The sequence below is a fragment of the Paraburkholderia dioscoreae genome (assembly GCF_902459535.1).
Taxonomy (GTDB): Bacteria; Pseudomonadota; Gammaproteobacteria; order Burkholderiales; family Burkholderiaceae; genus Paraburkholderia; species Paraburkholderia dioscoreae.
In genome coordinates, this window is the sequence record NZ_LR699554.1 from 74,699 (window position 1) to 100,672 (window position 25,974).

The window sequence follows — 25,974 nt, forward strand, 5'->3', positions numbered from 1 at the left end:
TCAGATATTGAATAACAAAGGCGCGCTGGTGTCGTTCGGATCGGACTCATCGGAGCCCTTTACGACCAACCAATGGCTCATCGGTGCGTCACCTGACGGCCGGCTACAAGTGCCTTTGACCGTGCAATAGGTGCGAACGGGGGACGTGGAGGCTGGCTCGATCACAGCACTCGCCACTTTCACGATGTCGTATCAGTAAAGCTTTTGGGGTGGACCCGCCTGAAGCTTCTCCGCCGCACCAGCCCCTTTTCGATACGTCATTCCCTATGACGTGTATCATTCGTTCCCTGCGCTGTTCTGCGCTGGCGATTCCCGTATTGTCGAACGCTCGTTCGTGACCTGTTTCCAACGCGGTCGAGTTGCCGTTGTGACGCGGGCCGCCGGCCCAACTCCCGCAGCCCGACGCCGCCGCGCAAGGCGTGGCACACCGGTAGCCACAAGCCGCCGGGAACCGCCCGAACCCCTATCCGTGACCGCCAGACCCGATGTCAGTCTCCGAACTCAAACGCCGCCGCACGTTCGCGGTCATTTCCCACCCGGACGCGGGTAAGACCACGCTCACGGAAAAGCTGCTGCTGTTCTCGGGCGCGATTCAGATCGCGGGCACCGTGAAGGGCCGCAAGAGCAACCGCTACGCGACGTCCGACTGGATGGAGATCGAAAAGCAGCGGGGCATTTCGGTGGCGAGTTCGGTGATGCAGTTCGAGTACGGCGACGCCGTCATCAATCTGCTCGACACGCCGGGCCACGAAGACTTCTCTGAAGATACCTACCGCGTGCTCACCGCGGTCGACGCCGCCGTGATGGTGATCGACGGCGCGAACGGTGTCGAAGCGCAAACGCTCAAACTGCTCGAAGTCTGCCGCAGCCGCAAGACGCCGATCGTCACTTTCATCAACAAGCTCGACCGGGAAGTGCGCGAGCCGCTCGAACTGCTCGACGAAATCGAGCAGCACCTGGGTGTCGCCGCCGTGCCGTTCACATGGCCGATCGGCATGGGCAAGGATTTCCAGGGCGTCTACGACATCCAGCGCGATCAGGTGCGCCTGTTCCGCGCGGGGCAGGACAAGGCGGGCGGCGAGGTCGAAACGCTGCACGCGCTCAGCGACGAAGAAGGCGAACGCCGCTTCGGCCATGCCTGGGTCAAGGCGAAGGAAGAGATCGATCTGATCACCGGCGCGTCGCCGGATTTCGATCGCGAGCAGTTTCTCGCCGGTCAGCAATCGCCGGTGCTGTTCGGCTCGGCGATCAACAACTTCGGCGTGAAGGAAATTCTCGACGCGCTGGTCGATCTGGCGCCGCCGCCTTCCATGCGCATGACCGTGCAGCGGCCCGTGATGCCGGACGAACCGAAGTTCACCGGCGTCGTGTTCAAGGTGCAGGCGAACATGGATCTGGCCCACCGCGACCGCGTGGCATTCATCCGTGTGTGCTCGGGGCATTTCGAACGCGGCATGGCCGTGAAGGTGACGCGCACGAACAAGACGTTCCGCGCGAACAACGTGGTGACGTTCCTGTCGCAGCGTCGTGAGACGGTGAGCGAGGCCTATCCGGGCGACATCATCGGTATTCCGAATCATGGCACGCTGAGTCTCGGCGATACGCTGACCGAAGGCGAGCAACTGCAGTTCGTCGGCCTGCCGTTCTTCGCACCGGAAATTTTCCAGACGGTGGAAGTGGTCGATCCCATGCGCGCCAAGCAACTTGGCGAAGCGCTCAAGCAACTCGGCGAGGAAGGCGCGATCCAGGTGTTCCGTCCGGAAGTGGGCGGCTTGATGATTCTCGGCGCGGTCGGGCAACTGCAGTTCGAAGTGGTGTCGCACCGTTTGTCGACCGAATACAAGGTCGACGTGCGCATGGCGCCGGCGCGTTACCGCATGTCGCGCTGGGTGACTTGCGACGATGCCGCCGAACTGCGCCGCTTCACCGATTCATACGCGGCGCGGATTGCGCTCGACGCTTCGGATGCACCGACTTATCTCGCGTCGCACGTGTCGGAGATCGAAGTCGCGCAGAAGGCATGGCCGAAAATCGTGTTCAACGAATTGCGCGAGCATTCTGGCGCACCGTTCAAGAGGGCGATGTAAATCCGCAGCGACGGTAGTCGAACGCAAAGCAAGGCAAAGCAAGACAAGCAAATGGCCCCGCCAGAAACGGGGCCATTTGCGTTAACGGCGCTACGACGATTTGTATGCTGCGTCGGCCAGCCGCGCGTTGTCTCCCAAAGACACGCCCTTCCTGGTGCGGTGCCAACCGGCTGCCTGACGGAAGCGCCGCGCGAGCGCCCGACTTCGCCTATGCTGACGAAGACGCACGCCTGACCGCCAGGCGGCTTGCCTTCCCCAGTTTCCGGAGCGCCCGTGACCGTTCGCAATCTCGACGCCTTGTTTCGACCCAAATCCGTCGCCGTGATCGGCGCTTCCGAGCGGCCGGGCAGCACCGGCGCGATGGTGTGGACGCGCGTGCTGGACGGCGGCTTCGAAGGCCCGCTCTGGCCGGTCAACCCGAAGTACCCGACGCTCGGCGGCCATGCCGTGATCGGCGAGACCGGCGACTTGCCGGAAGCGCCCACGGTCGCCGTGATCTGCACGCCTCCGGCCACATGGCCGGGCATCATCCATAAGCTCGGCGGCTTGGGCACGCGCGCGGCGATCATCGTGGGCGAGGTGCGCAGCGATGACGACCGGCTCGCGTTGCGGCATGCGCTCTCGGCGGCACGGCCCAATCTGCTGCGGATCGTCGGGCCAGGCAGTCTCGGCGTGGTGTCGCCGGCGCTGCACGCGCATCTGGGTGCGCCGTCGTGCACGGTGAAGGCGGGCGGTGTCGCGTGGGTGTCGCAGTCGAATGCGCTGACCAATGCCGTGCTCGGCTGGGCACAGGCGCGCGGCCTCGGCTTTTCGCATGCCGTGGCGCTCGGCGCAGAGGCGGACGTGGACGCGGGCGACGTGCTCGACTATCTGGCCAGCGATCCCGGTACGCGCGCCATCCTGCTCGAACTGGACAGCGTGCGCGCGGCGCGCAAGTTCATGTCGGCGGCCCGCGCGGCGGCGCGCAACAAACCGGTTCTGGCGCTACGCTCCGGCCGCGCCGATCCCGCCGACGCGCTCTACACGGCCGCTTTCCGCCGCGCGGGCATGGTGCGGGTCGATTCGCTCGACGATCTGCTCGACGAAATCGAGACGCTGGGCGTGGGCCGCGTGGCGGCGGGCGCCACGGCCACGCTGATTACCAGCGACAGCGGCCTTGCCACGCTCGCCTGCGACGCCTTTGCCGCGGCCGGTGATACGCTCGCGCCGTGGCCCGACGAAGCGTCCGAGGCTCTGCGGCAGGCATTGCCGCATGCCGTCGGCGGCAATCCGCTGCGGCTTGGCGACGACGCGCGCCCCGAGCACTTCGGGACCGCCCTCGAACTGCTCGCGAACCAGCGCGGTTCGGGAACGGCGTTCGTCGTGCATGCGTCGACGCACAGTGCGCCGGTGGGCGAGGTGGCGCAGGCCTTGATCGCGAATCAGCGCTTCGCGTATCGCGGCTTGCTCGCGTGCTTTTTTGGCGGCGTGGATGCCGCCACGCGCGACGCGCTGCACGCTCAGGGCATTCCGGTTCACACGACGCCGCAGCGGCTCGCGCGCGCCTTCGCGCGGCTGGTCGACTATCGAATGGGGCGCGAACTGCTGATGCAAACGCCCGAGGGTTTGCCGGCGCAAATCCCCGCCGCGATCGATGCAGCTCAAGCACAGGCGCGCGAGGCGCTCGCGGAAGGTGGGCATCAACTAATCGGCGTAGCGGCGGCGCAGTTTCTTGAGCGTTTTGGCTTACAGGTGGAAACGGCCCCGCAGGCATTGGACGGCGCGGAAGCGAGCCCCGGTTCAACTGGCAAGCCCATCGTCGACATCGTCGTCGAGCTTCACGACGACGACAACTTCGGCCCCGTATTCCGTTTCACGGCACCAGCGGTCGACGGCATATCCGAACCGCTGCGCGTCTACGGTTTGCCGCCGCTCAATCCCATGCTCGCGCGCGACATCGTCGCGCGTTCGCGCTACGCGCAGCTGATTACGCCGGACCCGGCATTGGCTGCGCTGACGGCGCTCTCGCAAGCGGTGTGCGATGTAAGGGAAATCGTCGGTCTCAGGCTGACACTGCGGGTGTATCGCGATCGCGTGACGGTCGTCGGTCCTTCATTGAGCGTTGCGGCAACGCGCAGCCGTCTCGCGATCGTGCCCTATCCGCGCCGCTTCGAAGAGACGCTGGACTGGCAAGGCTTGCGGGTAACGGTGCGGCCGATCCGTCCGGAAGACGAGACCGCGCACCATGACTTTGTCGAAGCCATGACGCCTGAAGATTTGCGCCTGCGATTCTTCGGCGCGGTGGGCAGTTTCGACCACTCGCAACTCGCGCGAATGACGCAGATCGACTACGACCGCGAAATGGCGCTGATCGCCACCGTGCAAAGCGAAGAAGGTTTCACGCGGACGCTGGGCGTGGTGCGGGCGGTCGCCGATCCCGACAACGAAACAGCCGAATTCGCGGTGGCGGTGCGCTCGGACCAGAAAGGCCGGCGCCTCGGCCAGTTGCTGATGGACCGGATTATCAGATACGCGCGGGCGCGCGGCATCCATTGGCTGATCGGCGAAGCGCTGCGCGAGAACGTCGCGATGATCGCGCTCGCCAAAGCTAGCGGCTTCACGATGACGCGAACGGAAGATCCGGGTGTCGTCGGCTTTCGTATGGCGCTGGATGAACCGGCCGAACCGGGCACGGGGAGCGCGGCGCCAACCGCGCCGGGTTGAACGGATCACTGTTGCGTTGCCTTTACAGCAGGCTGCGCAAACGGCCAAGATAGTTGCTGCGGCGGTGATCGAAGCAGCGAGAGGCGCTGAAGGCCTCTCGCCACAAGAAGCGTGAAGGAAGGGAGCACCTTCTTCAGGCCGGCAGTTTGGCAGCGGCTTCGTCGACTTGCGTGCGCGTTACCGACAGTTCTTCGAGCCATGCGTCGCCATACACCGCACCGGTTTCGCGCTCCAGGCGCGCGATGGTCGCCGCGCAACGGTTCGCATCCTTCGGCGTCGCGATGAACGACTTGACCGAGTCACCGGCTTTGAACGCGTCGAACAAGGGCACGCGAATATCGTCGGGCAGCGGACGGGTCGTCCACTGATACGGTTTGCCGTTAAACGTGAATTGCGGCGGCAGCACGCGTTCTTTCTTCGCGGCCGGAATCAGACCGAAGGTGCGCGCGGCGTCGCCGATCTGCTCGGCCGAAAACAGCTCGTCCGGGCTGATGTCGAATTGCTGGATGAAGGTCTCGATGCTCTGCATCGCCGCCGCGCGATCATCACGGCGCTTTTGCGCATGAGCGACGATGTCGCGCAGTTCGTCGGCTTCTTCAGGCGTGATCGTGAAGCTCGACTGCTTCTGCTGGAGTTCGGAAAAACGCTGGAATTCGGAATCGGTCAGAAGTTTCGCCATTGCTTATTGATGAGCGCGCATGAGCGAACCCATGCGGCGTGATTTTTGAGAGGGTCGCCATTCTAAACCATGTGTGCGAGCGGCCGGTTTTCCAGTCCGGGTGCTGGCTTATTGATAGCTCAACGTAAAGGTCATCCGCCCGCGTACCGTGCCTGATTCAACCTTGCCGGTCGAGATATATTGGGCCGTGAGCGGGATGCCAGTCGTGTTCGCCGACGGGCCGACTAGCCATTGATTTGTCGTACCCGGTGCCGCCGAGTCTGGTCCGAAGCTGACCGGCGATCCGCTACTGTCCAGCACACGCAGGCTTATTCCCGAGGCGGTCGAATCGCCTGTGAGCGTTAGATTGCTGGTTGTGTTGCCCGAATCAGTAGCGTCGGTCAGCGTAACGAAAACGTTGGAGCCGGCCTGGCAGGATAGGTCGATGGTGAAATTCGTATTGCCGGCCGTCGCACCCCGCACGGGGAATGCATTGATTGCAACCGGCGGTAGTGGGACGCCCAAAGACGGAGTCGTCACGTCGCAGGTACTAGCGGCGATTGTCGCTGTACCGATCGAAAGCGTATTTAGCACGGCGGAATCGACATTGTGAGCAATGTCGTGACTTTTCAGCAACGCCAAGGGAAAGTTAAGGATCTGTCCGCTGCTTGCTTCGGCAGAGGTTTTCACAAATTGATATGTGAAAACATAGTCGGCGTTATACGTTGTCCCAGATGCGACAGCCGGCCCAAAATCCCCCGACCTTGTCTTCGACAAAACTGAATTGTTATAAGTGACGTCGGTGACCCGGATTCCGATGCCCGTCAGGTTCGTATCCCACACATCATGCACGGTTGCGTCCACTCCTGCATAGGCGTCGAACTTGAGATAATAGCCGTTGCCTCCAGCATTAACATTATTCGGACAACTTACCCTCAATGTGGTGGACATAGGCGGACCAATCGACGTACCGACTTGAGCGTCGTGCGGCACGGTCACCGTGCCAAAGTCGACTGACCCGTTGCCCGTGATTGAGCATTGGGGAAACGCAGCATCAGCAGGCGCGCTAACTGTCAGTGCGGCGAGAGCTGCGACGCCCAGAGCGGCAAGGGTGAAATATCGATAACGCGCAGTTCGGGGAAGCTTCTCGTGCATGGCAGAGTTTCATGTGCGAGTGAACTCGCAGTTGCGTGGGGGAATCCCAGCAGCCTCGCATAGTAGTTGCTAACCCTGGTGAACACACGCGACGGTTCGTCACGCTACGCGGCGTCCTCATGAAACATCGACAGCGCCTCTACCGTCTCGCGCAGCAGCGCGGTGGCGGCTTCCAGCGTCGGCGCGACGTATTCGTCGATACGCCGCAGATACGGACAGGTGAGCGCGGCAATCGCCTGGCCGGACGGACCCTGGATCGGAAACGTCACGTCGGTCACGCCGAACGTCTGCTGGCTGTCCTTCTGCGAAAAACCCGCCGCGCGAATCCGCTCGCAGGCCTGTTCGAGCGCGTCACGATCGATCGTGACCTCGCCCTTCACCTTGGTGTGTTCGGCCAGCATCTGTTCACGCTGCTCGATGCTTTGAAACGCCAGCATCACGCGGCCCGAACCCGTATCGATCAGCCCGACGCGCGAACCGAGCCGCACCGACATGCCCCACGTACCCGGCCCATCCACCTGCGCGATCACCAGCAGATTGCCGCGGTCGTACACCACGAGGTGACACGATTGTTCGGCAGCATCGGCAAAGCGCTGCATGAGCGGCAGCGCTTCGGAGATCAGCCGGTTCATCGGCGGATGACGATGGGCGAGCGCGTACAGCTTGAGACTGAGCGAATAGCGGTCGCCCGCCGCCGAGCGCACCACGTACTGACGCGCGACCAGCCGTTCGAGCATGCGATACATCTCGCTGGCGTTGCGTCCCAGCAGCTTGGTGATTTCGGCGCGCGTCAGCCCTTCCTTCTGCTCGGCGAGCAGTTCGAGGATGTCGAGGCCTTTGTCCAGCGCCGGGGCGCGATAACGGTCGGCGTCGTCTTTGTCTTCTGCGTCCATCGTGAGCGAGGTTTTGTGTGCTGTTCTCATTATCTGGCGCGTGAGTGTACGTGCGTGACGAATCTCATGCGAGATGTCACCGGTCCAGGGAAAACACGGACGGTTGGTGCAGTGCACATTGCTTGACTTCGAAAAGTCCGTATATGAATAATACGTTCATTGGTGAATGAACGCACGCCAATACTAGATAACAAGCGCAGGACGAAGTGCCGGCATCCCACGTGCCGGTTCACGCAAGTTCAACAACGCATATCAGGAGACAACCATGTCGTTCGCGAAAGAGCCGCACGCGGCTCGCCGTTTGTTCCGCAGTTCGCTATCCGCCGCGGCGGCCGCCGTGTGTTTCGCCGGCCTCGGCGTGACAGGCGCCGCGCAAGCCGCCGAAACAGGCAAGATCGGCCTCGATCTGCCGCTGCTGACGTCGCCGTTCTGGCAGTCGTACAACAACTATCTGCCCAAATACGCGAAGGACATGGGCCTCGACATTCTTGCGCCGGTCAATTCGAACGGCGATCCCGCGCAGCAGATCACGGACATGAACAACCTGCTGAACCTAGGTGCGAAGGGCATCGTGGTCGGCCCGCTGGATTCGGCGGCGATCAGCCGGGCGCTCGACGCCGCCGCGGCGAAGAACGTGCCCGTGGTCGCCGTGGACGTCGCGCCGACGCAAGGCAAGGTCGCGATGGTGGTGCGCGCCGACAATCGCGCGTATGGCGAGAAGGCCTGCAAGTACATTGGCGATCACGTGAAGTCGGGCAAGGTCGTGCAGATCATGGGCGACCTCGCCTCGGTCAACGGACGCGACCGGTCCGAAGCGTTCCGCTCATGCATGAAAGGCTATCCTGGCGTGTCGGTGCTGGAGATCCCTGCGGCCTGGAAAGGCGACGTCGCGGCGACCGCGCTCGACAGCCTGCTGACCGCGAATCCCGACGTGAAAGGCATCTACATGCAGGCTGGCGGCGTCTATCTGTCGCCGACGCTGCAAACCTTGCGCCGCAAGCAGATGCTCTTTCCGGCCGGCGACCCGAAGCACGTGGTGATCGTCAGCAACGACGGCATTCCTCAGGAGTTCGACGCAATCCGCCGTGGCGATATCGACGCGACCGTGTCGCAGCCCGCCGATTCGTACGCGAAATATGGGCTGTTCTATATCAAGGCGGCGTTGGCAGGGCAGACTTTCAAGCCGGGCCCGACCGATCACGGCAGCAACATCATCCAGTTGGCGCCGGGCGTTCTGGAAGACCAGTTGCCCGCACCGCTCGTGACGAAGTCGAACGTCGACGACAAGGCTTTGTGGGGTAACACGGTCAAATGAGCGAACTCACGCCCTCCGCGCCCGTTGTCGAAGCGTTCGAGATCACCAAACGCTTCGGCTCGACGGCTGCGCTGAAAGACGTGAGCATCCGCGTGATGCCCGGCGAGTCGCATGCGCTCGTCGGGCGCAACGGCGCGGGTAAATCGACGCTGGTGTCGATCCTCACCGGCCTGCGCAAGCCCGACACCGGCGAGGTGCGTTTCAGCGGCGTGGCCGCGCCGTCGATCGCGGATCGCGACGCGTGGCGCGAACGTGTGGCGTGCGTCTATCAGCATTCAACGATCATCCGCGACCTGAGCGTGGCGGAGAATCTGTTTATCAACCGGCAGCCGTTGCGCGGCGGCATGATCGATTGGCAGGCCATGCGGCGCGACGCGCGCACGTTACTCGATCACTGGAAGATCGACGTGCGCGAAGATGCTCGCGCCGGCGATCTGACGGTAGAGGCACGGCAACTGGTGGAAATTGCGCGCGCGCTGTCGTATGGCGCGCGCTTCATCATTCTCGACGAACCGACTGCGCAGCTAGACGGCGACGAAATCAAGCGCCTGTTCCGGCGCATCAGCGAGTTGCAGCGCGAAGGCGTGACCTTCCTGTTCATCTCGCACCATCTTCAGGAAGTCTACGAGATTTGCCAGGCCGTGACGGTGCTGCGCGACGCGCGGCATATCGTCAGCGCGCCGGTTTCCGCGCTGCCGCGCGAGCAGTTGATCGAAGCGATGACCGGCGAGCGCGGCGGTCTCGCCGTCGCCGATGCGGCGGCGCGCGACGCGTTGCCCGCCGACACGGCGACCGCGTTGCAAGTCGAAGGCCTCGCGGGTTCCGATTACGAAGGCGTGTCGTTCACCGTCAAGCGCGGCGAAGTGGTCGGCTTGACCGGCGCGACGAGCAGCGGCCGCACGAGCGTGGCCGAAGCGATTGCCGGCCTGCGTGCCGCCAAACGCGGCACGATCCGCGTGGACGGCAAAACCTTGCCGCCCGGCGATGTGCCCGCGGCACTCGCGCACGGCATCGGTTGCGTGCCGAAGGATCGCCACCACGAAGGCCTCGTGCTCACGCAATCGGTTGCGGAAAACGCTTCGATGACGATCGCGCGTTTGCTCGGCAAATTCGGCATCGCGCCGCCCGCGAAGAAGAACGCCTTCGGCCAGAAGATGATCGACGCGCTCGGCATCGTCGCGCAGGGTCCGGAGCATGTGGTGTCCGGTCTGTCGGGCGGCAATCAGCAAAAGGTGGTGATGGCGCGCGCGCTCGCCACTAATCCCAATGTGCTCGTGCTGATCGACCCCACGGCGGGCGTCGACGTGAAATCGAAAGAAGCGCTGCTCTCCGTCGTGGACCGTGTGCGCGAAGACGGCAAGGCCGTGCTGGTCGTGTCCGGCGAACTCGACGATCTGCGCACCTGTGACCGCGTGCTGGTCATGTTCCGTGGCCGTGTCGCGGCCGAATTTTCCGCGGGTTGGCAGGACCACGACCTGATCGCATCCGTTGAAGGAGTCAGTCTCCATGAAGAATAGTGTGCCCAGTCCCGCCTTCGGCACCGCGCAAGCTCAGGCCCAGCCGCTCGCGCAGGCTACGCGCGGCAAACGCGCTCGCTCCGAACTTGCGCGTTTGCGCGAACTGGCGTTGCTGCCCGCGCTCGCGTTGCTGATCGTGATCGGCGCGTTTGTCAGTCCCAGTTTTCTGACCAAAGCGAATCTCATCAGCGTGCTGGGTGCTTCGGCGGCGCTGGCGCTGGTCGTGCTCGCCGAATCGCTGATCGTGTTGACCGGCAAGTTCGACCTGTCGCTCGAATCGACGGTCGGCATTGCGCCTGCCGTGGGCGCGATGCTGGTGATGCCGGCGGCGTCCGCGGGCTTCGGCATGCAATGGCCGGCGGCGGCCGGCTTGCTCGCCATCGTGGCGGTGGGCGCGGTGATCGGTTTTATCAACGGCTTTCTCGTGGTGCGTTTGCGGCTGAACGCGTTCATCGTCACGCTGGCCATGCTGATCGTGCTGCGCGGCATGCTGGTCGGCGCGACCAAGGGCGGCACGCTGTTCGATATGCCGCCGTCGTTTTTCACGCTCGCGACCACCATCGTGTTGGGCTTGCCGTTGTCCGTGTGGCTCGCCGCGGTGGCGTTCGCGATCGCGGCCTTCGTGTTGCGCTATCACCGGCTGGGTCGCGCGCTGTACGCGATCGGCGGCAACCCGGAAGCAGCACGCGCTGCGGGCATTCGTGTGGAGCGCATCACGTGGGGCGTGTTCGTGCTCGGCAGCATGCTCGCCTCGCTGGGCGGTTTGATCGTCACCGGCTATGTCGGCGCGATCAACGCGAACCAGGGCAACGGGATGATTTTCACGGTGTTCGCGGCCGCGGTGATCGGCGGCATTTCGCTCGACGGCGGCAAGGGCACCATGTTCGGTGCGCTCACCGGCGTGCTGCTGCTCGGCGTGGTGCAAAACCTGCTGACGCTTGCCCAGGTGCCGTCTTTCTGGATCCAGGCGATCTACGGCGCGATCATTCTCGGCTCGCTGATGGTGGCGCGCCTCGCAAGCGGCGAAGGCCAGAACTGATGCGCACGCATTCCGGAGAACTTACTTGACCAGCCGCCCATTGCAAACGGACCAAACGGACCAAACGGACCCACGCCTGATCCTCCTCAGCCCCGCCGACAATTGCCTGATCGCGGCGGCGCGCCTGGACGGCGGCACGCAGGTCGAGATCGAAGGCGAGCGCGTGACGCTGGCCAAAACCATCGAACTCGGACACAAGGTGGCGCGCCGTGAACTCGCGAAAGACGACAAGGTGCTGCGCTATGGCGCGGTGATCGGTCACGTGACGGAGGCGGTGGCGCGCGGTGCGCATCTGCATACGCACAATCTCGAAAGCGATTACCTGCCGACGTACACGCACGACGCGGGCCACGAGTTCGTCCATCACTGATGTGAGCACAATCGTGGCCTTCGCGCCGCGCTGGAACGATCATGACTGACACTTCCGTAGCATCTCCATCCGCCGCATCGCAGCAGCCCACGCTGCAAGGTTACCTGCGCCGCGACGGCCGCAAGGGCATCCGCAATGTGGTCGCGGTGGCGTACCTGGTCGAGTGCGCGCATCACGTCGCGCGCGAGATCGTCACGCAGTTTCGCGAACCGCTGGATGCGTTCGACGATCCTTCCGCCGAGCGCGAACCGCCCGTGCATCTGATCGGTTTCCCCGGCTGCTATCCGAACAGCTACGCCGAGAAAATGCTCGAGCGGCTCACCACGCATCCCAATGTGGGCGCGGTGCTGTTCGTGTCGCTCGGTTGCGAGAGCATGAACAAGCACTATCTGGTGGACGTGGTGCGCGCGAGTGGCCGTCCCGTCGAAGTGCTGACCATCCAGGAAAAGGGCGGTACGCGCAGCACGATTCAATACGGCGTGGACTGGATTCGCGAGGCGCGCGGGCAACTCGCCGCACAAGAAAAAGTGCCGATGGCGCTGAGCGAACTGGTGATCGGTACGATTTGCGGCGGCTCGGACGGCACGAGCGGCATCACCGCGAACCCGGCCGTGGGCCGCGCGTTCGATCATCTGATCGACGCGGGCGCGACGTGTATTTTCGAAGAAACCGGCGAGTTGGTGGGCTGCGAATTCCATATGAAAACGCGCGCGGCGCGGCCCGAACTCGGCGAGGAGATCGTGGCTTGCGTCGCGAAGGCGGCTCGCTATTACTCGATTCTCGGCCACGGCAGTTTTGCGGTCGGCAACGCGGACGGCGGTCTCACCACGCAGGAAGAAAAATCGCTGGGCGCGTATGCCAAGAGCGGGGCGTCGCCGATTGTCGGCATCGTCAAACCCGGCGACATTCCGCCGACCGGCGGCCTGTATCTGCTCGACGTGGTGCCGGACGGCGAACCGCGCTTCGGCTTTCCGAACATCAGCGACAACGCGGAGATCGGCGAACTGATCGCGTGCGGTGCGCATGTGATTCTGTTCACGACCGGACGCGGCTCGGTGGTGGGCTCGGCGATCTCGCCGGTCATCAAGGTGTGCGCGAATCCGGCGACGTATCGCAATCTCGCCGGCGATATGGATGTCGATGCAGGCCGTATTCTCGAAGGCCGCGGCACGCTCGACGAAGTGGGCCGCGAAGTGTTCGAGCAAACGGTGGCGGTGTCGCGTGGCGCGGCCTCGAAGTCGGAAACGCTGGGTCACCAGGAGTTCATTCTGACCTACAAGACTTTCGAGCCGGTGGGGCCGGCTTGCTTGCCGTCGAGTGCCGCGCCGCAGCACCGGGTGGTCGCGATCGAGCCGCAGTGAGTCGTACCGGGGGGCACCCGGTGGCTTGTTCGCGGGCGTGGCAGCAAGCGGCTGATATACGCTGCGGACAAGTCCCGCTCGTGCATGGTAAAAGATGAATGGGATTGGCGTAAGGAGACGCGCTCAATGACGGCAACGATCGCATCGAAGATCGGGCAACGGCGCCGCATCGGCCGCACGGCGTTGCAGGTGACAGGACTGGCACTCGGTACGGCGCCTCTCGGCGGCCTCTACCGCGATCTGTCCGACGAGGAGGCTCACGCCACCATCGCCGCCGCGTGGGACGCAGGCGTGCGCTATTTCGACACCGCGCCGCACTACGGCAACACGAAGGCCGAGCATAGGCTGGGCGACGTTTTGCGGCGTTATCCGCGCGGCGACTATGTGTTGTCCACCAAAGTGGGACGCCGGTTCGTGCCGCGCACCACGCCTTTCGACGACAGGGAAGGCTGGCAAAACCCGCTGCCTTTCGAAGCAATCTACGACTACACGCACGACGGCATTCTGCGCTCGTTCGAAGACAGCCAGCAGCGGCTCGGCATTGTCGATATCGACATTCTGCTGGTGCACGATATCGGCCGCATTACGCACGGCGACAACCATCCGCACTACTGGCGGCAACTCACCGAAGGCGGCGGTTTTCGCGCGCTGGACGGGTTGCGCTCGGCGGGCGCGATCAAGGCCGTCGGACTCGGGGTCAACGAGGGCGCGGTCATTCTCGACGCGATGGCCGAGTTCGATATCGATTGCGCGTTGCTCGCGGGCCGTTATACGCTCCTCGAACAGAGTACGCTCAACGACCTGTTGCCGGCCTGTGAAAAGCGCGGCGTCAGCATCCTGTTAGGCGGCGCGTTCAACTCGGGCATTCTGGCGCGCGGCGTCGAAGGTGATCTGAAGTTCAATTACGGCGAGGCGCCGCGCAAAGTGATCGAGCGCGTCGCGCGGCTCGAAGCGGTGTGCCGTGCGCACGGTGTGCCGCTGGCGGCCGCCGCCTTGCAGTTTCCGTACGCGCATCCGGCGGTCGCTACCGTGTTGACCGGCGCGCGCAGTGCCGACGAATTGCGCGAGAACGCCGCGTCGTTCGGGCAGCCGATCCCTGCGGGCTTGTGGTCCGCGTTGCGTGACGAAGGCTTGCTCGACAGCCGCGCGCCCGTGCCGGAGGATTGAGTTGACGATGCATATCGATGCCCACCAGCACTACTGGGATCCTGATCGTGGCGATTACGAGTGGCTCACGCCGGAGTTGAAGATCCTGTACCGTGCGTTTGGCCCGGCGGATCTCAAACCGTTGCGCGAGCGCGCGGGCATCGAACGGACGGTGGTGGTGCAGGCCGCGTCGACCATCGACGAAACACGTTATTTGCTGGACATTGCGCGGCATGAGCCGTCGATCGCGGGCGTGGTCGGCTGGGTACCGTTGCTGCTGCCCACGGCACCGGCGGTAATCGAAGCACTGGCGCATGAGCCGAAGTTCAAGGGCGTGCGGCCGATGCTGCAGGATTTGCCGGACGATACATGGATCGCGAACCCCGATCTCGCGCCGGCGATCGAAGCGCTGATCGCGCACGACCTCGCGTTCGACGCGTTGATTTACGCGCGCCACGCCGAGCCCTTCGAAATCTTCGCAACGCGGTTTCCGGCGCTGCGCATCGTGGTCGATCATGGCGCGAAGCCGCCCATCCGCTACGGACGCGCGGGCTATCAAAGCTGGGCCGACGCGATCACACGTCTCGCGCAACTGCCGCACGTGCATTGCAAGCTGTCGGGCCTCGCCACCGAGGCTTCGCCCGGCTGGACCGAGGCAACGCTGCAGCCGTATGCTGACCATCTGCTGAAGTCATTCGGCCCGGCGCGTTTGATGTGGGGCAGCGACTGGCCGGTGCTCGATCTGAACGGAGACTATCTGCTCTGGCATTCGGTGGCGAACACCTTGCTCATCTCCTTGAGCGACGGCGAGCGCGAAGCGGTGTTCGGCGGCAACGCCGCCGCGTTTTATCGACTGTGAATTGCGAAAAGAGACAAGCAACAGCCCATTCAACTGGAGTCGTAGATGACACAAAGATTGGCCGGCAAGACGGCCCTGATCACGGCGGCAGGACAAGGCATCGGACTCGCCACCGCCGAACTCTTCGCACGCGAAGGCGCGCGTGTGATCGCCACTGACATCCGCATCGACGAACTTGCCGGCAAGCCGGTCGACGCCCGCAAGCTCGATGTGCGTGACAACGCGGCGATCAAGGCGCTGGCCGCCGAACTGGGCGCGATCGACGTGCTGTTCAACTGCGCGGGTTTCGTGCATGCGGGCAACATTCTCGAATGCAGCGAAGAGGATTGGGACTTCGCGTTCGACCTGAACGCGAAGGCGATGTACCGCACGATCCGCGCGTTTCTGCCCGCCATGCTGGACAACGGCGGCGGTTCGATCATCAATATGTCGTCGGCGGCGTCTAGCGTGAAGGGCGTGCCGAACCGCTTCGCGTACAGCGCCTCCAAGGCCGCGGTGATCGGGCTGACCAAATCCGTTGCTGCCGACTTCATCACGCGTGGTGTACGCTGTAACGCGATCTGCCCGGGCACGGTGGCTTCGCCGTCGCTCGAACAGCGGATCGTCGACCAGGCTCAGGCACAGGGCGCGACGCTGGACGCCGTGCAGGCGGCTTTTGTCGCCCGTCAGCCGATGGGCCGTATCGGCAAGCCGGAAGAGATCGCCGCATTGGCGCTGTATCTCGCGTCCGACGAATCGTCGTTCACCACGGGCCACGCGCATGTGATCGACGGCGGCTGGTCGAACTGACGCAGGTTCATGCGCGCCGAACTACGAACCGAATACCACTGAAAGGAAGTGTCAGGATGAAACTGCTTCGTTATGGGCCGAAAGGCCAGGAAAAGCCGGGCTTGCTCGACGCACAAGGCAAGATTCGTGATCTGTCGAAAGTGGTCGCCGATATCGACGGCGCCGCGCTGACCGACGAAGGTCTCGCCAAACTGCGCGCGCTCGATCCGGCCTCGCTGCCGCTGGTCGAAGGCAATCCACGCATCGGCCCGTGTGTCGGCAAGATCGGCAAGTTCATCTGCATCGGCTTGAATTACGCGGATCACGCGGCGGAATCGAATCTGCCGGTGCCGGCCGAGCCGGTCATCTTCAACAAGTGGACGAGCGCGATCAGCGGCCCGAACGACGACGTGGAAATTCCGCGCGGCTCGAAGAAAACGGATTGGGAAGTCGAACTCGGCGTGGTGATCGGTAAGCCTGCGAAATATATCGACGAAACCAACGCGCTCGATTACGTCGCCGGTTACTGCGTGATCAACGACGTGTCGGAACGCGAATGGCAGATCGAAAAGGGCGGCACGTGGGACAAGGGCAAGGGCTTTGACACGTTCGGCCCGATCGGTCCGTGGGTGGTCACGCGCGACGAAGTCGCCGATCCGCAGAATCTGAGCCTGTGGCTCGAAGTGGACGGCCATCGCTATCAGAACGGCAGCACGAAGACGATGGTGTTCGGCGTCGCGAAACTGGTCTCGTACGTGTCGCAGTGCATGAGCCTGCAACCGGGCGACGTGATTTCGACCGGCACGCCGCCGGGCGTCGGCATGGGCGTGAAACCGAATCCGGTGTTCCTGAAGCCGGGCCAGACGATCCGTCTGGGGATCGAAGGTCTGGGCGAGCAAACGCAGAAGACTTACGCGGCGGAGTAAATTTCGCTCGCGAGCTTTGCTGCATGAAGAAAGGCGATTTCTGCATCTACAGGCAGGAACCGCCTTTTTTGTGCGCCGCTGCAGATCAGCCGCGCTGTTCCGCGAGCAGTCGCGCAAGCAACGCCACCAATTGATCGACGTGCTTGTCCTCAGTGCGCCACGACGACACGCTGATCCGAAACGCCGGCCGGCCTTGCCAGACAGTCTGGCCGAACCACGTTTCGCCCGACGCCTGCGCGGCTTCGCGAATCGCGACCGTCTGCGCGTCGGTGTTCGCCCGCACCAGTACCTGGTTCAGCACGACGCGGTTCACCACCTCGAAGCCCGCGGCGCGCAGACCTTCGGCAATCCGCGACGCCTGCGCGCAATGCCGGTCGACCATCTCCTGCACGCCGCTGCGCCCGAGCGAACGCAGCGCCGCCCAGATCGGAATGCCGCGCGCACGGCGCGAGAATTCGAGGTTCAGATTCTTCTGCGCGTCATGCGCGCCGCTCAGATAGACCGCGTCGCTGTTCATCGCCGTCGAGAGCGCCTGGGCGTCGCGACAGATCGCCATCGCGCCGTCATAGGGCGTATTGAGCCATTTGTGGCCGTCGGTGGTCCAGCTGTCGGCACCGTCGATGCCCTCGGTCAGCGCCCGTTGCGACGACGCGCGCGCCCACAGGCCGAACGCGCCATCCACATGAACCCACGCACCGGCGGCTTTGGCGCGAGGAATCAGATCCGCGAACGGATCGAATTCGCCGGTGTTCACTTCGCCGGCTTGCACGCAGAAGATCGTCATGTCGTCGAGCGGCGGCAACTGCGCGGGATCGATACGGCCATGCTCATCCACGGGCGCGCTGATCACGCGCTTCATGCCGAAGCCGAGCACACGCAGCGCTTTCTTCACCGTGATATGGGCCATCTCCGAGATCACGACCCGCACCGGTGGCGCACCGTCCAGACCGTCGTTGTCGAAATCCCAGCCCTTGCGTGCGAGCAGCGCGCGCCGCGCGGCCGCAATGCAAACGAGCGTGCACGCCGTTGCGCTGGTGCCGAAGCCGATCGCCGCTTGGCGCGGCAGATCGAGCGCGTCGAGTACCCAGCGCGCGGCGATTTTCTCGAGCGTGGCCGCGACCGGCGAGTTGTCGAAGGTCGACGCGCACTGATCCCACGCGCCCATCAGACGCTCGGCCGCGGCGGCGGCCGGCAGCACCGCGCCGATCACGAAGCCGTAATAGCGCGGATCGTTCGAGGCGACCGTGGCAGGCGTTCCGCTTTCGTCGAGCAGGCGCAGCACGTCGGCGGGCGCGTGGCCGTGTTGCGGGAAGGCCTCGTCGAAGGCGGCGAGTTGCGCGAGCGCGGCCGCGTCCGGAAACACCCGGCGCTTACCGATGCCGGCAAGGTAAGCGTGCGCGCGCCGGTCAGCGTCGGCGGCAAGTGCGAGTTCGTCCATAGGGCTCCCTGAATCAATCAAGTATCGAAAGGTGGCGGCGTGATCTCGTGAAGACCCTGCGCCTAGAGATTGGCGAGGTCGCGGCCGAGCTTCTGCAATTCGGCGTCGATCCGCTTGTAATAGGTGAATTTGCCCATCCGCTGCGCGCGCACGAGTCCCGCGTCGGCGAGGATGCGCATGTGACGCGTGGTCGTGGCAGGCGCGATGCCGAGCTTCTCCGTGATGAACGTGCAGCACACGCCGACCGTTTCGATATCGGCGTGATCCTGATAGGGGAAATGCAGCGTCGGCTCCTTCAGCCAGCGCATGACGGCGAGCCGGCTGGCGTTCGCAAGCGCGTTGATGCGGGTGAGGTCGTCTTTCATGAAGCGGCGCGCCCAACGGAGCCATGAGTCGATAACGTTTCGTATATTAGCTAAATGATGAAACGTGGACAAGCGGCTGCACGATGGCGCGAAGTGCTTCGGAAAGAGGCGAAGGCGTCAGTTCCCGTGTTCGTGCTCGCCGCTCTCGCTGATCCGGTTGACGGTGCCTTGCGCGACGGCAATCAGCTTTTCGCGATTGCCTTCCATGACAAACACGTTGCATTGGCAGGTTGCTTGATGCTGACCCGCATAGACCACCTTTGCGCGCGCGATCAGCATGCCGTTGACGGCCGGGCGCAGATAATTGATCTTGTATTCCCCGGTCACGACCTTCGGCCCCAGCAGCAGCGCGCCGGCGAACGTCAGCGCATTGTCGACGAGATAGCCGATCACGCCGCCATGCACGAAGCCGTGCTGTTGCCGCAACTCGTCGCGGATCGGCAGGCTCAGCGTGAGTTCATTGGTGCCCGTGTGCATCAACTCTGCGCCCAACAGCATGCTGAACGGCTGGGCATGCAGTGCGCCGCGCGCCCGGTCGAGGAGGTCGGTCATTGTGATTCCTTCGGGCGTGGCCCGCGGTGGCAATCTGCACTGGCCTGCGTTGTGCAGTCCCTACCCACTCTAGGAAGCGCGCACGCACCGCGTCAAGGTGAATCGGCAATCTGCGCCCTGCATTGTTGTGCGAAACGATTGCAGTAGTGAAGTTGGCCGATGAAAAGGGGATGTAAGACGATCTTTGATGGAATTGGCCTCAAGGGCGGCTCGCCTATGCCGTTAACCCTGACGTAGCTCCCGTTATTCTTTGTCTTCAGGTATTCACGATGTTCAGCAAGATCAAGGTCGCATCCGGCCTGCTGTGTGTTCTGGCCGCGTTCTGTGTTTTCCAGCTTGTCACGATCGGTTTGGGGTTCTGGTCGCTCACGCACACTCATAACGACGTGAACGATCTGTCGAACATCGCCTTGAAGCAGGTGAACGCGGTCAACGAAACGACCCAGCGTCTGATGGACGCGCGCATCAACCTCTCGCGGGCCGGGACGCGCATGGTGCGCGGCGGCTCGGAGCCGACCGACATCGTGCAGCACGCCCGCGAACAGTTGACGGCCGCTGACCAGTCGTTCGCTGCCTTCATGAGCGCGCCCAAGACCGGCGACGAAAACGGCGCCCGCGCCGCCGCGCTTGCCGAGCGCTACAAGAAGCTGCACGATGCGCTCGCGGAACTGGTGCAGTTTCTCGACTCGAACAATATTCAGGCTTTCCTCGATCAGCCGACCCAGTCGTTCCAGGACGCGTACCTCGGCGAGTCGCATAACTTCGTGCAGTTCGGCACCGCCGCGAGCCAGGCATCGCTCGATTCGATCGATACGCGCATGGCGACGTTTCGCGCGGTCAGCATCGTGATTCTCGCGGCGCTGGTGGCCGGCACGTTCGCCGTGCACACGGCGTTGCGCCGGGGCGTGGTGGCGCCGCTGGAAGAAGCGGGCCGTCACTTCGACCGTATCGCGCAAGGCCGGTTGGACCAGCCGATCGCCGCGCACGGCACCAATGAAATCGGCCGCCTGTTCTCGGGCCTCGCCAAAATGCAGGCGAGCGTGGCGCGTACCGTGCAAACCGTGCGCGAATCCGCGGACTCGATCCACCTCGGCGCCGACGAAATCGCGACCGGCAACGCCGATCTGTCGGCGCGCACGGAAAACCAGGCGGCGTCGCTCGAAGAAACCGCGTCGAGCATGGAGGAGCTGACCGCCACCGTGCGCCAGAACGCCGATCACGCCCGTGAGGCCAACGCACTCGCCGGGACCGCGCTCGAAGCGACCTCGCGCGGCAGCGAGGTGGTCAACCAGGTGGTGGAGAAGATGCGCGGCATCGCGCAGAGTTCGGACAAAATCGCCGAGATCATTTCGGTGATCGACGGTATCGCGTTCCAGACCAATATTCTCGCGTTGAACGCGGCCGTCGAAGCGGCGCGCGCGGGCGAGCAGGGGCGCGGTTTCGCCGTGGTGGCGGGCGAAGTGCGGGGCCTCGCGCAGCGCAGCGCGCAATCGGCGAAGGAAATCAAAACGTTGATCAGCGAATCGGTGGCCGAGATCCGGGGCGGTTCGACGCTGGTCGAGCATGCCGGAGAAGCGATGAGCAACGTGTCGACATCAATTTCGCGCGTCACGCAGATGATGGCGGAAATCAGCGCATCGTCGCTCGAACAGAGCACGGGTATCGAGCAGGTCAACCAGGCGGTGGTGCAGATGGATGAGATGACGCAGCAGAACGCGGCGCTCGTTGAACAGGCAGCAGCGGCGGCGGCTTCGCTGCATCAGCAGACGCAGCAGTTGAAGCAGGCTGTTTCCGTGTTCGAAATTTCTGAATCTGTGTTGCGCACGCAACAAATCGACGAAGCACGGGGCCGACCGGTCGATTTCGCGTTGTCGGGCATGCGCGCAATTTAAGCTCGCGCACGCTCAGGAAGGGCCGGCTGGGAAAAGAAAATGGCCCGCCAAAGCGGGCCATTTTGCATCAGACGCAAGCGCCTAAGGGTGCCTCAACGTACCTGACGGTACTTAGGCCGGCTGGATGTTCGCAGCTTGCTTGCCCTTCGGGCCTTGCTTAACTTCAAACGTCACCTTCTGGTTTTCCTGCAGGGACTTGAAGCCGCTGCCTTGAACTTCCGAAAAGTGCGCGAACAGGTCTTCGCCGCCGTCGTCCGGCGTGATGAAGCCAAAGCCCTTTGCATCGTTAAACCACTTCACAGTACCTGTTGCCATTTTTAATCCAGTAAATGTTGTGTGTTGCATTCGCGACCGCTATTTCTCAACGCGAGATCGAGCGCGAAGTAGGAGTTGTATCACGTCTTTATGATGGACGCCAACCAACCAGTATTCGGGTATTCCCCGGCATCGGCCTTTTTTCGGCCTGGCGAGCAATTGGAAGGGTGCTCCGTCCGGTAGGGTAAACTGCTTGTATTACTCTTCCAGGAAAAACATTGACACATTATTTGCAAGAAGAACTTACCTCGTTCTGGAGTCGTTTGACCCCCTATCTGGCGATATTGGAGTCTAAATCCCCTCAAGAAGGCGCCCCTGACCCGGTCGGCCGTATTACTGTCGATACCGTAGACCGCCAGGCTTTCGCCCTTCATACAACCGATCAGAAGCCGGACGGCGACGCATCGGATATCCCCACCGGGCAGAGCGCAACTTATATGCGTTTTAAATCTGCCGGCTCCGACTGGAGCCCCTGGCAGCGCGAAGAGTATTGATCGGGCGGCCGGTTCTCGCGGCCGCGCGGTGGCCGCGCCCGTTGCGTGGCTTGCCGGTGGTGTCAGGCCGGCAACGCTTCATAGGCAGTCGCGAGGTGATAGGGCGTGGTCGACGGCATGTCGGCGCGCGCCACCTCACCCGCCGGCGTCTTGCATTCGAACCAGCCCTGCGGACGCAGGAAACGTTGCTGGAACAGTTCGATTTGCCGTGGCAGCGCGGCGAGCGCGGTTGGCTCGTCGTAGCTTGCCAGCGCGCGCAGATATTCCGTTTGCGCCCAGATCCGCTGGGTCGCGTCCTTGACCCGCCCGGTTTCGTCGAGCGAGGCGCACACGCCGCCTGTCTCCCGGTCCACCCCGTTTTGCTGCGCGAAACTGAACGCACGCGGCATGGCTTCGGCAAGACCGGAGCCTTCGAACACGGCGCCCGCCTGCCTGACCAGCCAGAACCACTCGAACTGGTGACCGGGTTCCAGACGGTTATCGTCCGCACCAATCGGCAATTCGGCGATACAACCCGTAGGCGCATGGATGAAGTGACGGGCGACCGCGCCGGCGAGGCGCCGCAACGCGGCGTCGAAAGCGTTGTCGTGCGTGGCTTCGCGAGCGGCCAGCCAGGCTTCGGTCAGGTGCATCAACGGATTCTGGATCGGCGTGCCCGTTACGCTGGCGAAATCCGCGCTCAGCGCGGCGTTGAACAGATCGCCTTCAGCGGCGAAGTTCGACTGGATCAGCGCCGACGTGCGATGCACGATTTCCAGCGCGTCGCGATTGCCGGAGCGCCGGCCATATTCCGCGCAAGCAAACACGACGAACGCGTGCGTGTACAGATCCTTCGTGGTGTCGAGCGGTGCGCCTTGCGGATCGACGCTGTAGAACCATCCGCCGTGGCGGGTGTCCTGAAAGGTATGCGTCAACGAGTCGAACAGCACTCGCGCATGCGCTTCGTCGCCCGCTTGCGAGAACACGAACAGTTGCCGCGCGCAGGCCATAGCCCGGTAACGCGCGGGAGGTAACGGCTGATGGTCCTCGGCGCTGAGCGCTTCGTAGGGCAGCTTCAGTGCGGTATTAAAACCCGGGCCGCGCCACATGGGCAGCACTACGCCTGTGAAGTGATCGCGCAGCCGGGTAGCGAGCGCGATGGTGGAAGCGGCGGGAGGGTTCATGCTCTGCATAGTCAAATTGATTCAGCTCGTATTTCGAAGCGCCCACGGACTCATGCCGTAGCCTGAGTTGCTGCGCGGCGCGGTTACCGGCAAGCCTGTTGGTGAGCGCGGATGCTACCTGCTTTACGGGCCAGCAGCAGCACGACGACTTGCCGCGCGACCCGCTTAACCGCCTGGCGGCGTGCGGCTTAGCATAAAGCAAACGGATCCCGCTGGCACTCCGGCGCCGACGCGGAAAACACTTCAAATAATTGCCGACAAGGAGGAACAACAATGTTGGGGAATCTCGAACTCATCGCCCGTCTGGTGCTGGCCGCGGCGCTCGGCAGCGTCATCGGCTTCGAGCGGGAACGGCTTTCATGGGCCGCGGGTTTGCGTACGCACATGCTGGTGTGCGTCGGTTCGACGCTCATCATGATCGTATCGGCCTATGGCTTTGCGGAAGTGCTGAGCGGCGAGCACGTGGTGCTCGATCCGTCGCGGATGGCCGCGCAGGTGGTGTCGGGCATCGGCTTTCTCGGTGCGGGCTCGATCCTGCTGCGCGGCGAGATCGTGCGCGGGCTGACCACGGCGGCGAGCCTGTGGTCGGTGGCCGCCATCGGTCTGGCGGTTGGCGGCGGACTGTATACGGCGTCGATCGCGGCGACCATCATCATTCTGATCATCCTTGCCGGCATCAAGCCGCTGGAGCGCCGCTTCATCACCGTCAAGCAACGGCGCCAACTGACGATGATCGTCGAGCGCGGCGCCATGACGTTCCACTCGCTGCACGACGAGCTCGGCGCCGCGAGCCCGCGCGTCAAACAGTTCGTGATGCAGCAAAGCGAGGACGCGCCCGAGTGCGACGAGGTGGTGATCACCTTGCATCGTGTGTCGAATACGGAATATGAGGCGATCTGCAGCCGCTTGCGTCAGTTGCATGGCGTCAAGCAGTTCCGGCAGGACGACGCGACTTCGTAAAAACGGAAAATCCTCGGCGAATGGCTTCGGCGGGCGCGGGCGGCCATGCGACAATGCGGTCTCGAAAAATTCCAACGGCATTGACGAGCGGTGTCCGGCGCCCGCTTTCCGGCGACGACCGCTTTTTTCTCTATGGCAGATTCCGTAGCATCCACGCAGTCCCGGCCTTCGCGCGCAGCTTCGAAGAAGCGGCGTCAGGCCACCGTCTCGACCGAAACTGAAAACAAGCTGGCGCGCGCCGCGCGCTCGGCACAACGTCTCGCGCAATTGAGCGACGCCTCTCGCGACGACGCCACGCTCGATCTATTTCCCGACGATCCCACCCGCGCGACGCTGGAAGCGATGAATATCGATATCCGGCAAGGCACGCTGCATGGTTTCGAATTACCCGATGTGGTGCTGGCCGCGGTCGGCGCGGTCGATACGGGCGACAGCGCGTCGCTTGAGGCGCGCGCGGCTCGCCGCGCGCCGCGTGCCCCGAAGTCCGATGAGCCGGTGCCGGTCAATGCGCAACTGAGTGGGCTCGAAATCGAGCCGGTGGCGGCAATGGTTCCGCCGGCTGGCGAACCGGCTCTGGGTGACACGAAACCGGCAACGGACGCTAACGCCGAAGAGAAACCGGCGGTGTCGGCGCCGCTGACGCCGGCTATGGCGGCTGCAACCGTGGCGCGCAGCGTGACCGCGCTGCGGCAGGCGTCCGAGCCGGGCGCGACCACTGATACCGCAATTGCATCGACCTCGGGCGTCGGCAAGGCGCCGCAACGTTTCGCCGCGACTTTCGCCAAGGCGGCATCGGCTTCGGCATCGGCATCGGCATCGCGGGAAGCGCCTACGGCTGAAACGGCAAGCGCGGTGGATGAACCCGCTCCGGCCGAATCAGACGCTGCGCCCACCGAGTCGAAGCCCGGCACGGAGACACTGGTGAATTCATCGGTATCTGCTCAGGCGAGCGCCGAGTTCGCCGCTCCGTGGCGCGAAGCCCGGCGCGCCGAGGCGGCTGCGGCCGCGTTGCGCGCCGCGCCGGAACTTGATCGCGCGCGGGCAACCGCCTTCGCCGATACCGTCGATGCGCTGTATGGTGTGATCGCCGATCAGCGCCGCGCCGCGACCGATCATTCGCGACGCATGAAGTGGATGCTATCGATCGTGGTGGGCGCGTTGTTGGCCACGGTCGCCATCGGCATCACGCAAACCGTGCTGCTGATGCGCCTGACGCGTGAGACCACCGCGCAGCAGCACCGTATGGAACAGATGATGCAGAACCAGCAGGCGGCCATGACCAGCTTACTCGACACCCACTTGGCGATGGCGAACGCAACCGCTGCGAATGCTGCTTCCGACGCGGCCACGGCCGCGCCCGCTGCACCTCAGCAAGCCACCGCCCCGTCGGCGCACACGAGGCGCACCGCACGGGCGCAGCATCCGCACAAGCCGAAAGCGGCCAGCCCGCATTGACGGTCAGCGACCGCCGCGCCGGCGACCAAGCCGGCTGCGGCATTCCGCTCGACGACCGCCTACCAGCGGTTCCTCAGTTCCTCTCTCGCGAAAACCGGCGGCGACATAGCACCGGGTTAGATCACTCGGCAATAAGCCATTCCTTCCGGCCCTGAAATCTAAAAAACGGGGACGTTGTCATGATGCAACGCACCATGCGCGGAAAACCCGCGTCCACGGACCGCGCCCAAAAAATTGCTGCATTGCACTAGCATTTAACTAGGGAAAACCCTATAATTATTCTTAAGGGAAAACCCTAGCAAATGCAGTCACCAACCGGGAGTCGCCATGAGCTTCATCTTTGCATTGTTCCAAAAGGTCAGCGACCTCTTTGCGTCGCCCCATCTGCCGCTGGATGCGGATTACTCGTACAAGGCACGCAGCCGCGAAGCAGAGCGCGTGCGCCGCTCACAGGCTACGTTGTTCGGCATCAAGCTGAGCGACTAAAGCCGGGCTGTACCGGCCCGAAGTGCGGACAATCGCGCGCGGGCTCGCATTACGGGT

24 protein-coding genes are annotated in these 25,974 nt (G+C 63.6%); 16 read left to right on the forward strand and 8 right to left on the reverse strand.

What is annotated here, in order from left to right; translation table 11 throughout:
- The first annotated feature begins 485 nt into the window (after window positions 1-485).
- Both PDMSB3_RS20655 and PDMSB3_RS20660 read left to right on the forward strand, forming a co-directional pair.
- Window positions 486-2,087 (forward strand): peptide chain release factor 3, encoded by a 1,602-nt coding sequence (locus PDMSB3_RS20655; protein WP_007178706.1) that lies wholly within the window; start codon window positions 486-488, stop codon window positions 2,085-2,087.
- Between the two features lie 273 nt (window positions 2,088-2,360).
- The gene (locus PDMSB3_RS20660) at window positions 2,361-4,790 is read left to right on the forward strand and encodes a bifunctional acetate--CoA ligase family protein/GNAT family N-acetyltransferase (RefSeq protein WP_165187569.1); all 2,430 of its coding nucleotides are present in this window, start codon (window positions 2,361-2,363) and stop codon (window positions 4,788-4,790) included.
- 133 nt (window positions 4,791-4,923) lie between these two features.
- On the opposite strand, the gene PDMSB3_RS20665 is transcribed toward PDMSB3_RS20660, so the two are convergent.
- The 3 genes from PDMSB3_RS20665 to PDMSB3_RS20675 form a co-directional block, all read right to left on the reverse strand.
- On the reverse strand, window positions 4,924-5,469 hold the full coding sequence (locus PDMSB3_RS20665) for a hypothetical protein (protein ID WP_007178708.1): 546 nt from the start codon (window positions 5,467-5,469) through the stop codon (window positions 4,924-4,926).
- Between the two features lie 108 nt (window positions 5,470-5,577).
- Window positions 5,578-6,603 carry a fimbrial protein gene (locus PDMSB3_RS20670; RefSeq protein WP_165187570.1) on the reverse strand — a complete coding sequence of 342 codons (1,026 nt, stop codon included), beginning with the start codon at window positions 6,601-6,603 and terminating at the stop codon, window positions 5,578-5,580.
- A 104-nt stretch (window positions 6,604-6,707) separates the two neighbouring features.
- Entirely contained in the window at window positions 6,708-7,496 is a 789-nt protein-coding gene (locus tag PDMSB3_RS20675; RefSeq protein WP_035516882.1) for an IclR family transcriptional regulator, read from the reverse strand.
- A gap of 265 nt (window positions 7,497-7,761) precedes the next feature.
- On the opposite strand from PDMSB3_RS20675, the gene PDMSB3_RS20680 reads away from it, so the two are divergent.
- The 9 genes from PDMSB3_RS20680 (at window position 7,762) to PDMSB3_RS20720 (ending at window position 16,797) form a co-directional block, all read left to right on the forward strand.
- A complete protein-coding gene (locus PDMSB3_RS20680) occupies window positions 7,762-8,811 on the forward strand; it encodes a sugar ABC transporter substrate-binding protein (RefSeq protein WP_007178711.1) in 1,050 nt (349 codons plus the stop codon).
- Window positions 8,808-10,328: a sugar ABC transporter ATP-binding protein gene (locus tag PDMSB3_RS20685; protein WP_007178712.1), complete on the forward strand. Its 1,521-nt coding sequence runs from the start codon at window positions 8,808-8,810 to the stop codon at window positions 10,326-10,328. The genes PDMSB3_RS20680 and PDMSB3_RS20685 overlap by 4 nt, the downstream gene beginning before the upstream one ends.
- Window positions 10,318-11,367, forward strand: coding sequence for an ABC transporter permease (locus tag PDMSB3_RS20690; protein WP_007178713.1), 1,050 nt, complete (start codon window positions 10,318-10,320; stop codon window positions 11,365-11,367). Before PDMSB3_RS20685 ends, PDMSB3_RS20690 begins: the two co-directional genes overlap by 11 nt.
- 25 nt (window positions 11,368-11,392) lie before the next feature.
- Window positions 11,393-11,737, forward strand: a complete 345-nt coding sequence (locus PDMSB3_RS20695) for a UxaA family hydrolase (protein WP_007178714.1) — start codon at window positions 11,393-11,395, stop codon at window positions 11,735-11,737.
- A 41-nt stretch (window positions 11,738-11,778) separates the two neighbouring features.
- The gene (locus PDMSB3_RS20700; RefSeq protein WP_007178715.1) at window positions 11,779-13,098 is read left to right on the forward strand and encodes a UxaA family hydrolase; all 1,320 of its coding nucleotides are present in this window, start codon (window positions 11,779-11,781) and stop codon (window positions 13,096-13,098) included.
- Window positions 13,099-13,224: 126 nt separating this feature from the next.
- On the forward strand, window positions 13,225-14,265 hold the full coding sequence (locus PDMSB3_RS20705; RefSeq protein WP_165187572.1) for an aldo/keto reductase: 1,041 nt from the start codon (window positions 13,225-13,227) through the stop codon (window positions 14,263-14,265).
- A 7-nt stretch (window positions 14,266-14,272) separates the two neighbouring features.
- Window positions 14,273-15,103, forward strand: a complete 831-nt coding sequence (locus PDMSB3_RS20710) for an amidohydrolase family protein (RefSeq protein WP_007178717.1) — start codon at window positions 14,273-14,275, stop codon at window positions 15,101-15,103.
- 45 nt (window positions 15,104-15,148) lie between these two features.
- Window positions 15,149-15,892: an SDR family oxidoreductase gene (locus tag PDMSB3_RS20715; protein WP_007178718.1), complete on the forward strand. Its 744-nt coding sequence runs from the start codon at window positions 15,149-15,151 to the stop codon at window positions 15,890-15,892.
- Window positions 15,893-15,948: 56 nt separating this feature from the next.
- Window positions 15,949-16,797: an ureidoglycolate lyase gene (locus PDMSB3_RS20720; protein WP_007178719.1), complete on the forward strand. Its 849-nt coding sequence runs from the start codon at window positions 15,949-15,951 to the stop codon at window positions 16,795-16,797.
- Between the two features lie 85 nt (window positions 16,798-16,882).
- Here PDMSB3_RS20720 and PDMSB3_RS20725 read toward each other — a convergent pair whose 3' ends face one another.
- From PDMSB3_RS20725 to PDMSB3_RS20735, 3 genes are all read right to left on the reverse strand, one after another.
- Window positions 16,883-18,235, reverse strand: coding sequence for a pyridoxal phosphate-dependent decarboxylase family protein (locus PDMSB3_RS20725; RefSeq protein WP_165187573.1), 1,353 nt, complete (start codon window positions 18,233-18,235; stop codon window positions 16,883-16,885).
- A gap of 62 nt (window positions 18,236-18,297) precedes the next feature.
- The gene (locus PDMSB3_RS20730; protein WP_007178721.1) at window positions 18,298-18,600 is read right to left on the reverse strand and encodes an ArsR/SmtB family transcription factor; all 303 of its coding nucleotides are present in this window, start codon (window positions 18,598-18,600) and stop codon (window positions 18,298-18,300) included.
- Window positions 18,601-18,717: 117 nt separating this feature from the next.
- A complete protein-coding gene (locus PDMSB3_RS20735; RefSeq protein ID WP_007178722.1) occupies window positions 18,718-19,152 on the reverse strand; it encodes a PaaI family thioesterase in 435 nt (144 codons plus the stop codon).
- Between the two features lie 269 nt (window positions 19,153-19,421).
- On the opposite strand from PDMSB3_RS20735, the gene PDMSB3_RS20740 reads away from it, so the two are divergent.
- Entirely contained in the window at window positions 19,422-21,044 is a 1,623-nt protein-coding gene (locus PDMSB3_RS20740) for a methyl-accepting chemotaxis protein (RefSeq protein ID WP_007178723.1), read from the forward strand.
- Between the two features lie 111 nt (window positions 21,045-21,155).
- Here the strand turns inward: PDMSB3_RS20740 and PDMSB3_RS20745 are convergent, their stop codons facing one another.
- Window positions 21,156-21,359: a cold-shock protein gene (locus PDMSB3_RS20745; RefSeq protein WP_007178724.1), complete on the reverse strand. Its 204-nt coding sequence runs from the start codon at window positions 21,357-21,359 to the stop codon at window positions 21,156-21,158.
- Window positions 21,360-21,577: 218 nt separating this feature from the next.
- Here PDMSB3_RS20745 and PDMSB3_RS20750 point away from each other — a divergent pair, with 218 nt between their 5' ends.
- Window positions 21,578-21,853 carry a hypothetical protein gene (locus PDMSB3_RS20750; RefSeq protein WP_007178725.1) on the forward strand — a complete coding sequence of 92 codons (276 nt, stop codon included), beginning with the start codon at window positions 21,578-21,580 and terminating at the stop codon, window positions 21,851-21,853.
- Between the two features lie 62 nt (window positions 21,854-21,915).
- On the opposite strand, the gene PDMSB3_RS20755 is transcribed toward PDMSB3_RS20750, so the two are convergent.
- Window positions 21,916-23,025: an AGE family epimerase/isomerase gene (locus tag PDMSB3_RS20755; RefSeq protein WP_007178726.1), complete on the reverse strand. Its 1,110-nt coding sequence runs from the start codon at window positions 23,023-23,025 to the stop codon at window positions 21,916-21,918.
- A gap of 264 nt (window positions 23,026-23,289) precedes the next feature.
- Here PDMSB3_RS20755 and PDMSB3_RS20760 point away from each other — a divergent pair, with 264 nt between their 5' ends.
- From PDMSB3_RS20760 to PDMSB3_RS20770, 3 genes are all read left to right on the forward strand, one after another.
- Window positions 23,290-23,976: an MgtC/SapB family protein gene (locus PDMSB3_RS20760; RefSeq protein ID WP_007178727.1), complete on the forward strand. Its 687-nt coding sequence runs from the start codon at window positions 23,290-23,292 to the stop codon at window positions 23,974-23,976.
- Window positions 23,977-24,108: 132 nt separating this feature from the next.
- Window positions 24,109-25,431: a hypothetical protein gene (locus PDMSB3_RS20765; protein ID WP_007178728.1), complete on the forward strand. Its 1,323-nt coding sequence runs from the start codon at window positions 24,109-24,111 to the stop codon at window positions 25,429-25,431.
- A 327-nt stretch (window positions 25,432-25,758) separates the two neighbouring features.
- Entirely contained in the window at window positions 25,759-25,917 is a 159-nt protein-coding gene (locus PDMSB3_RS20770; protein WP_007178729.1) for a hypothetical protein, read from the forward strand.
- Window positions 25,918-25,974: the final 57 nt, after the last annotated feature.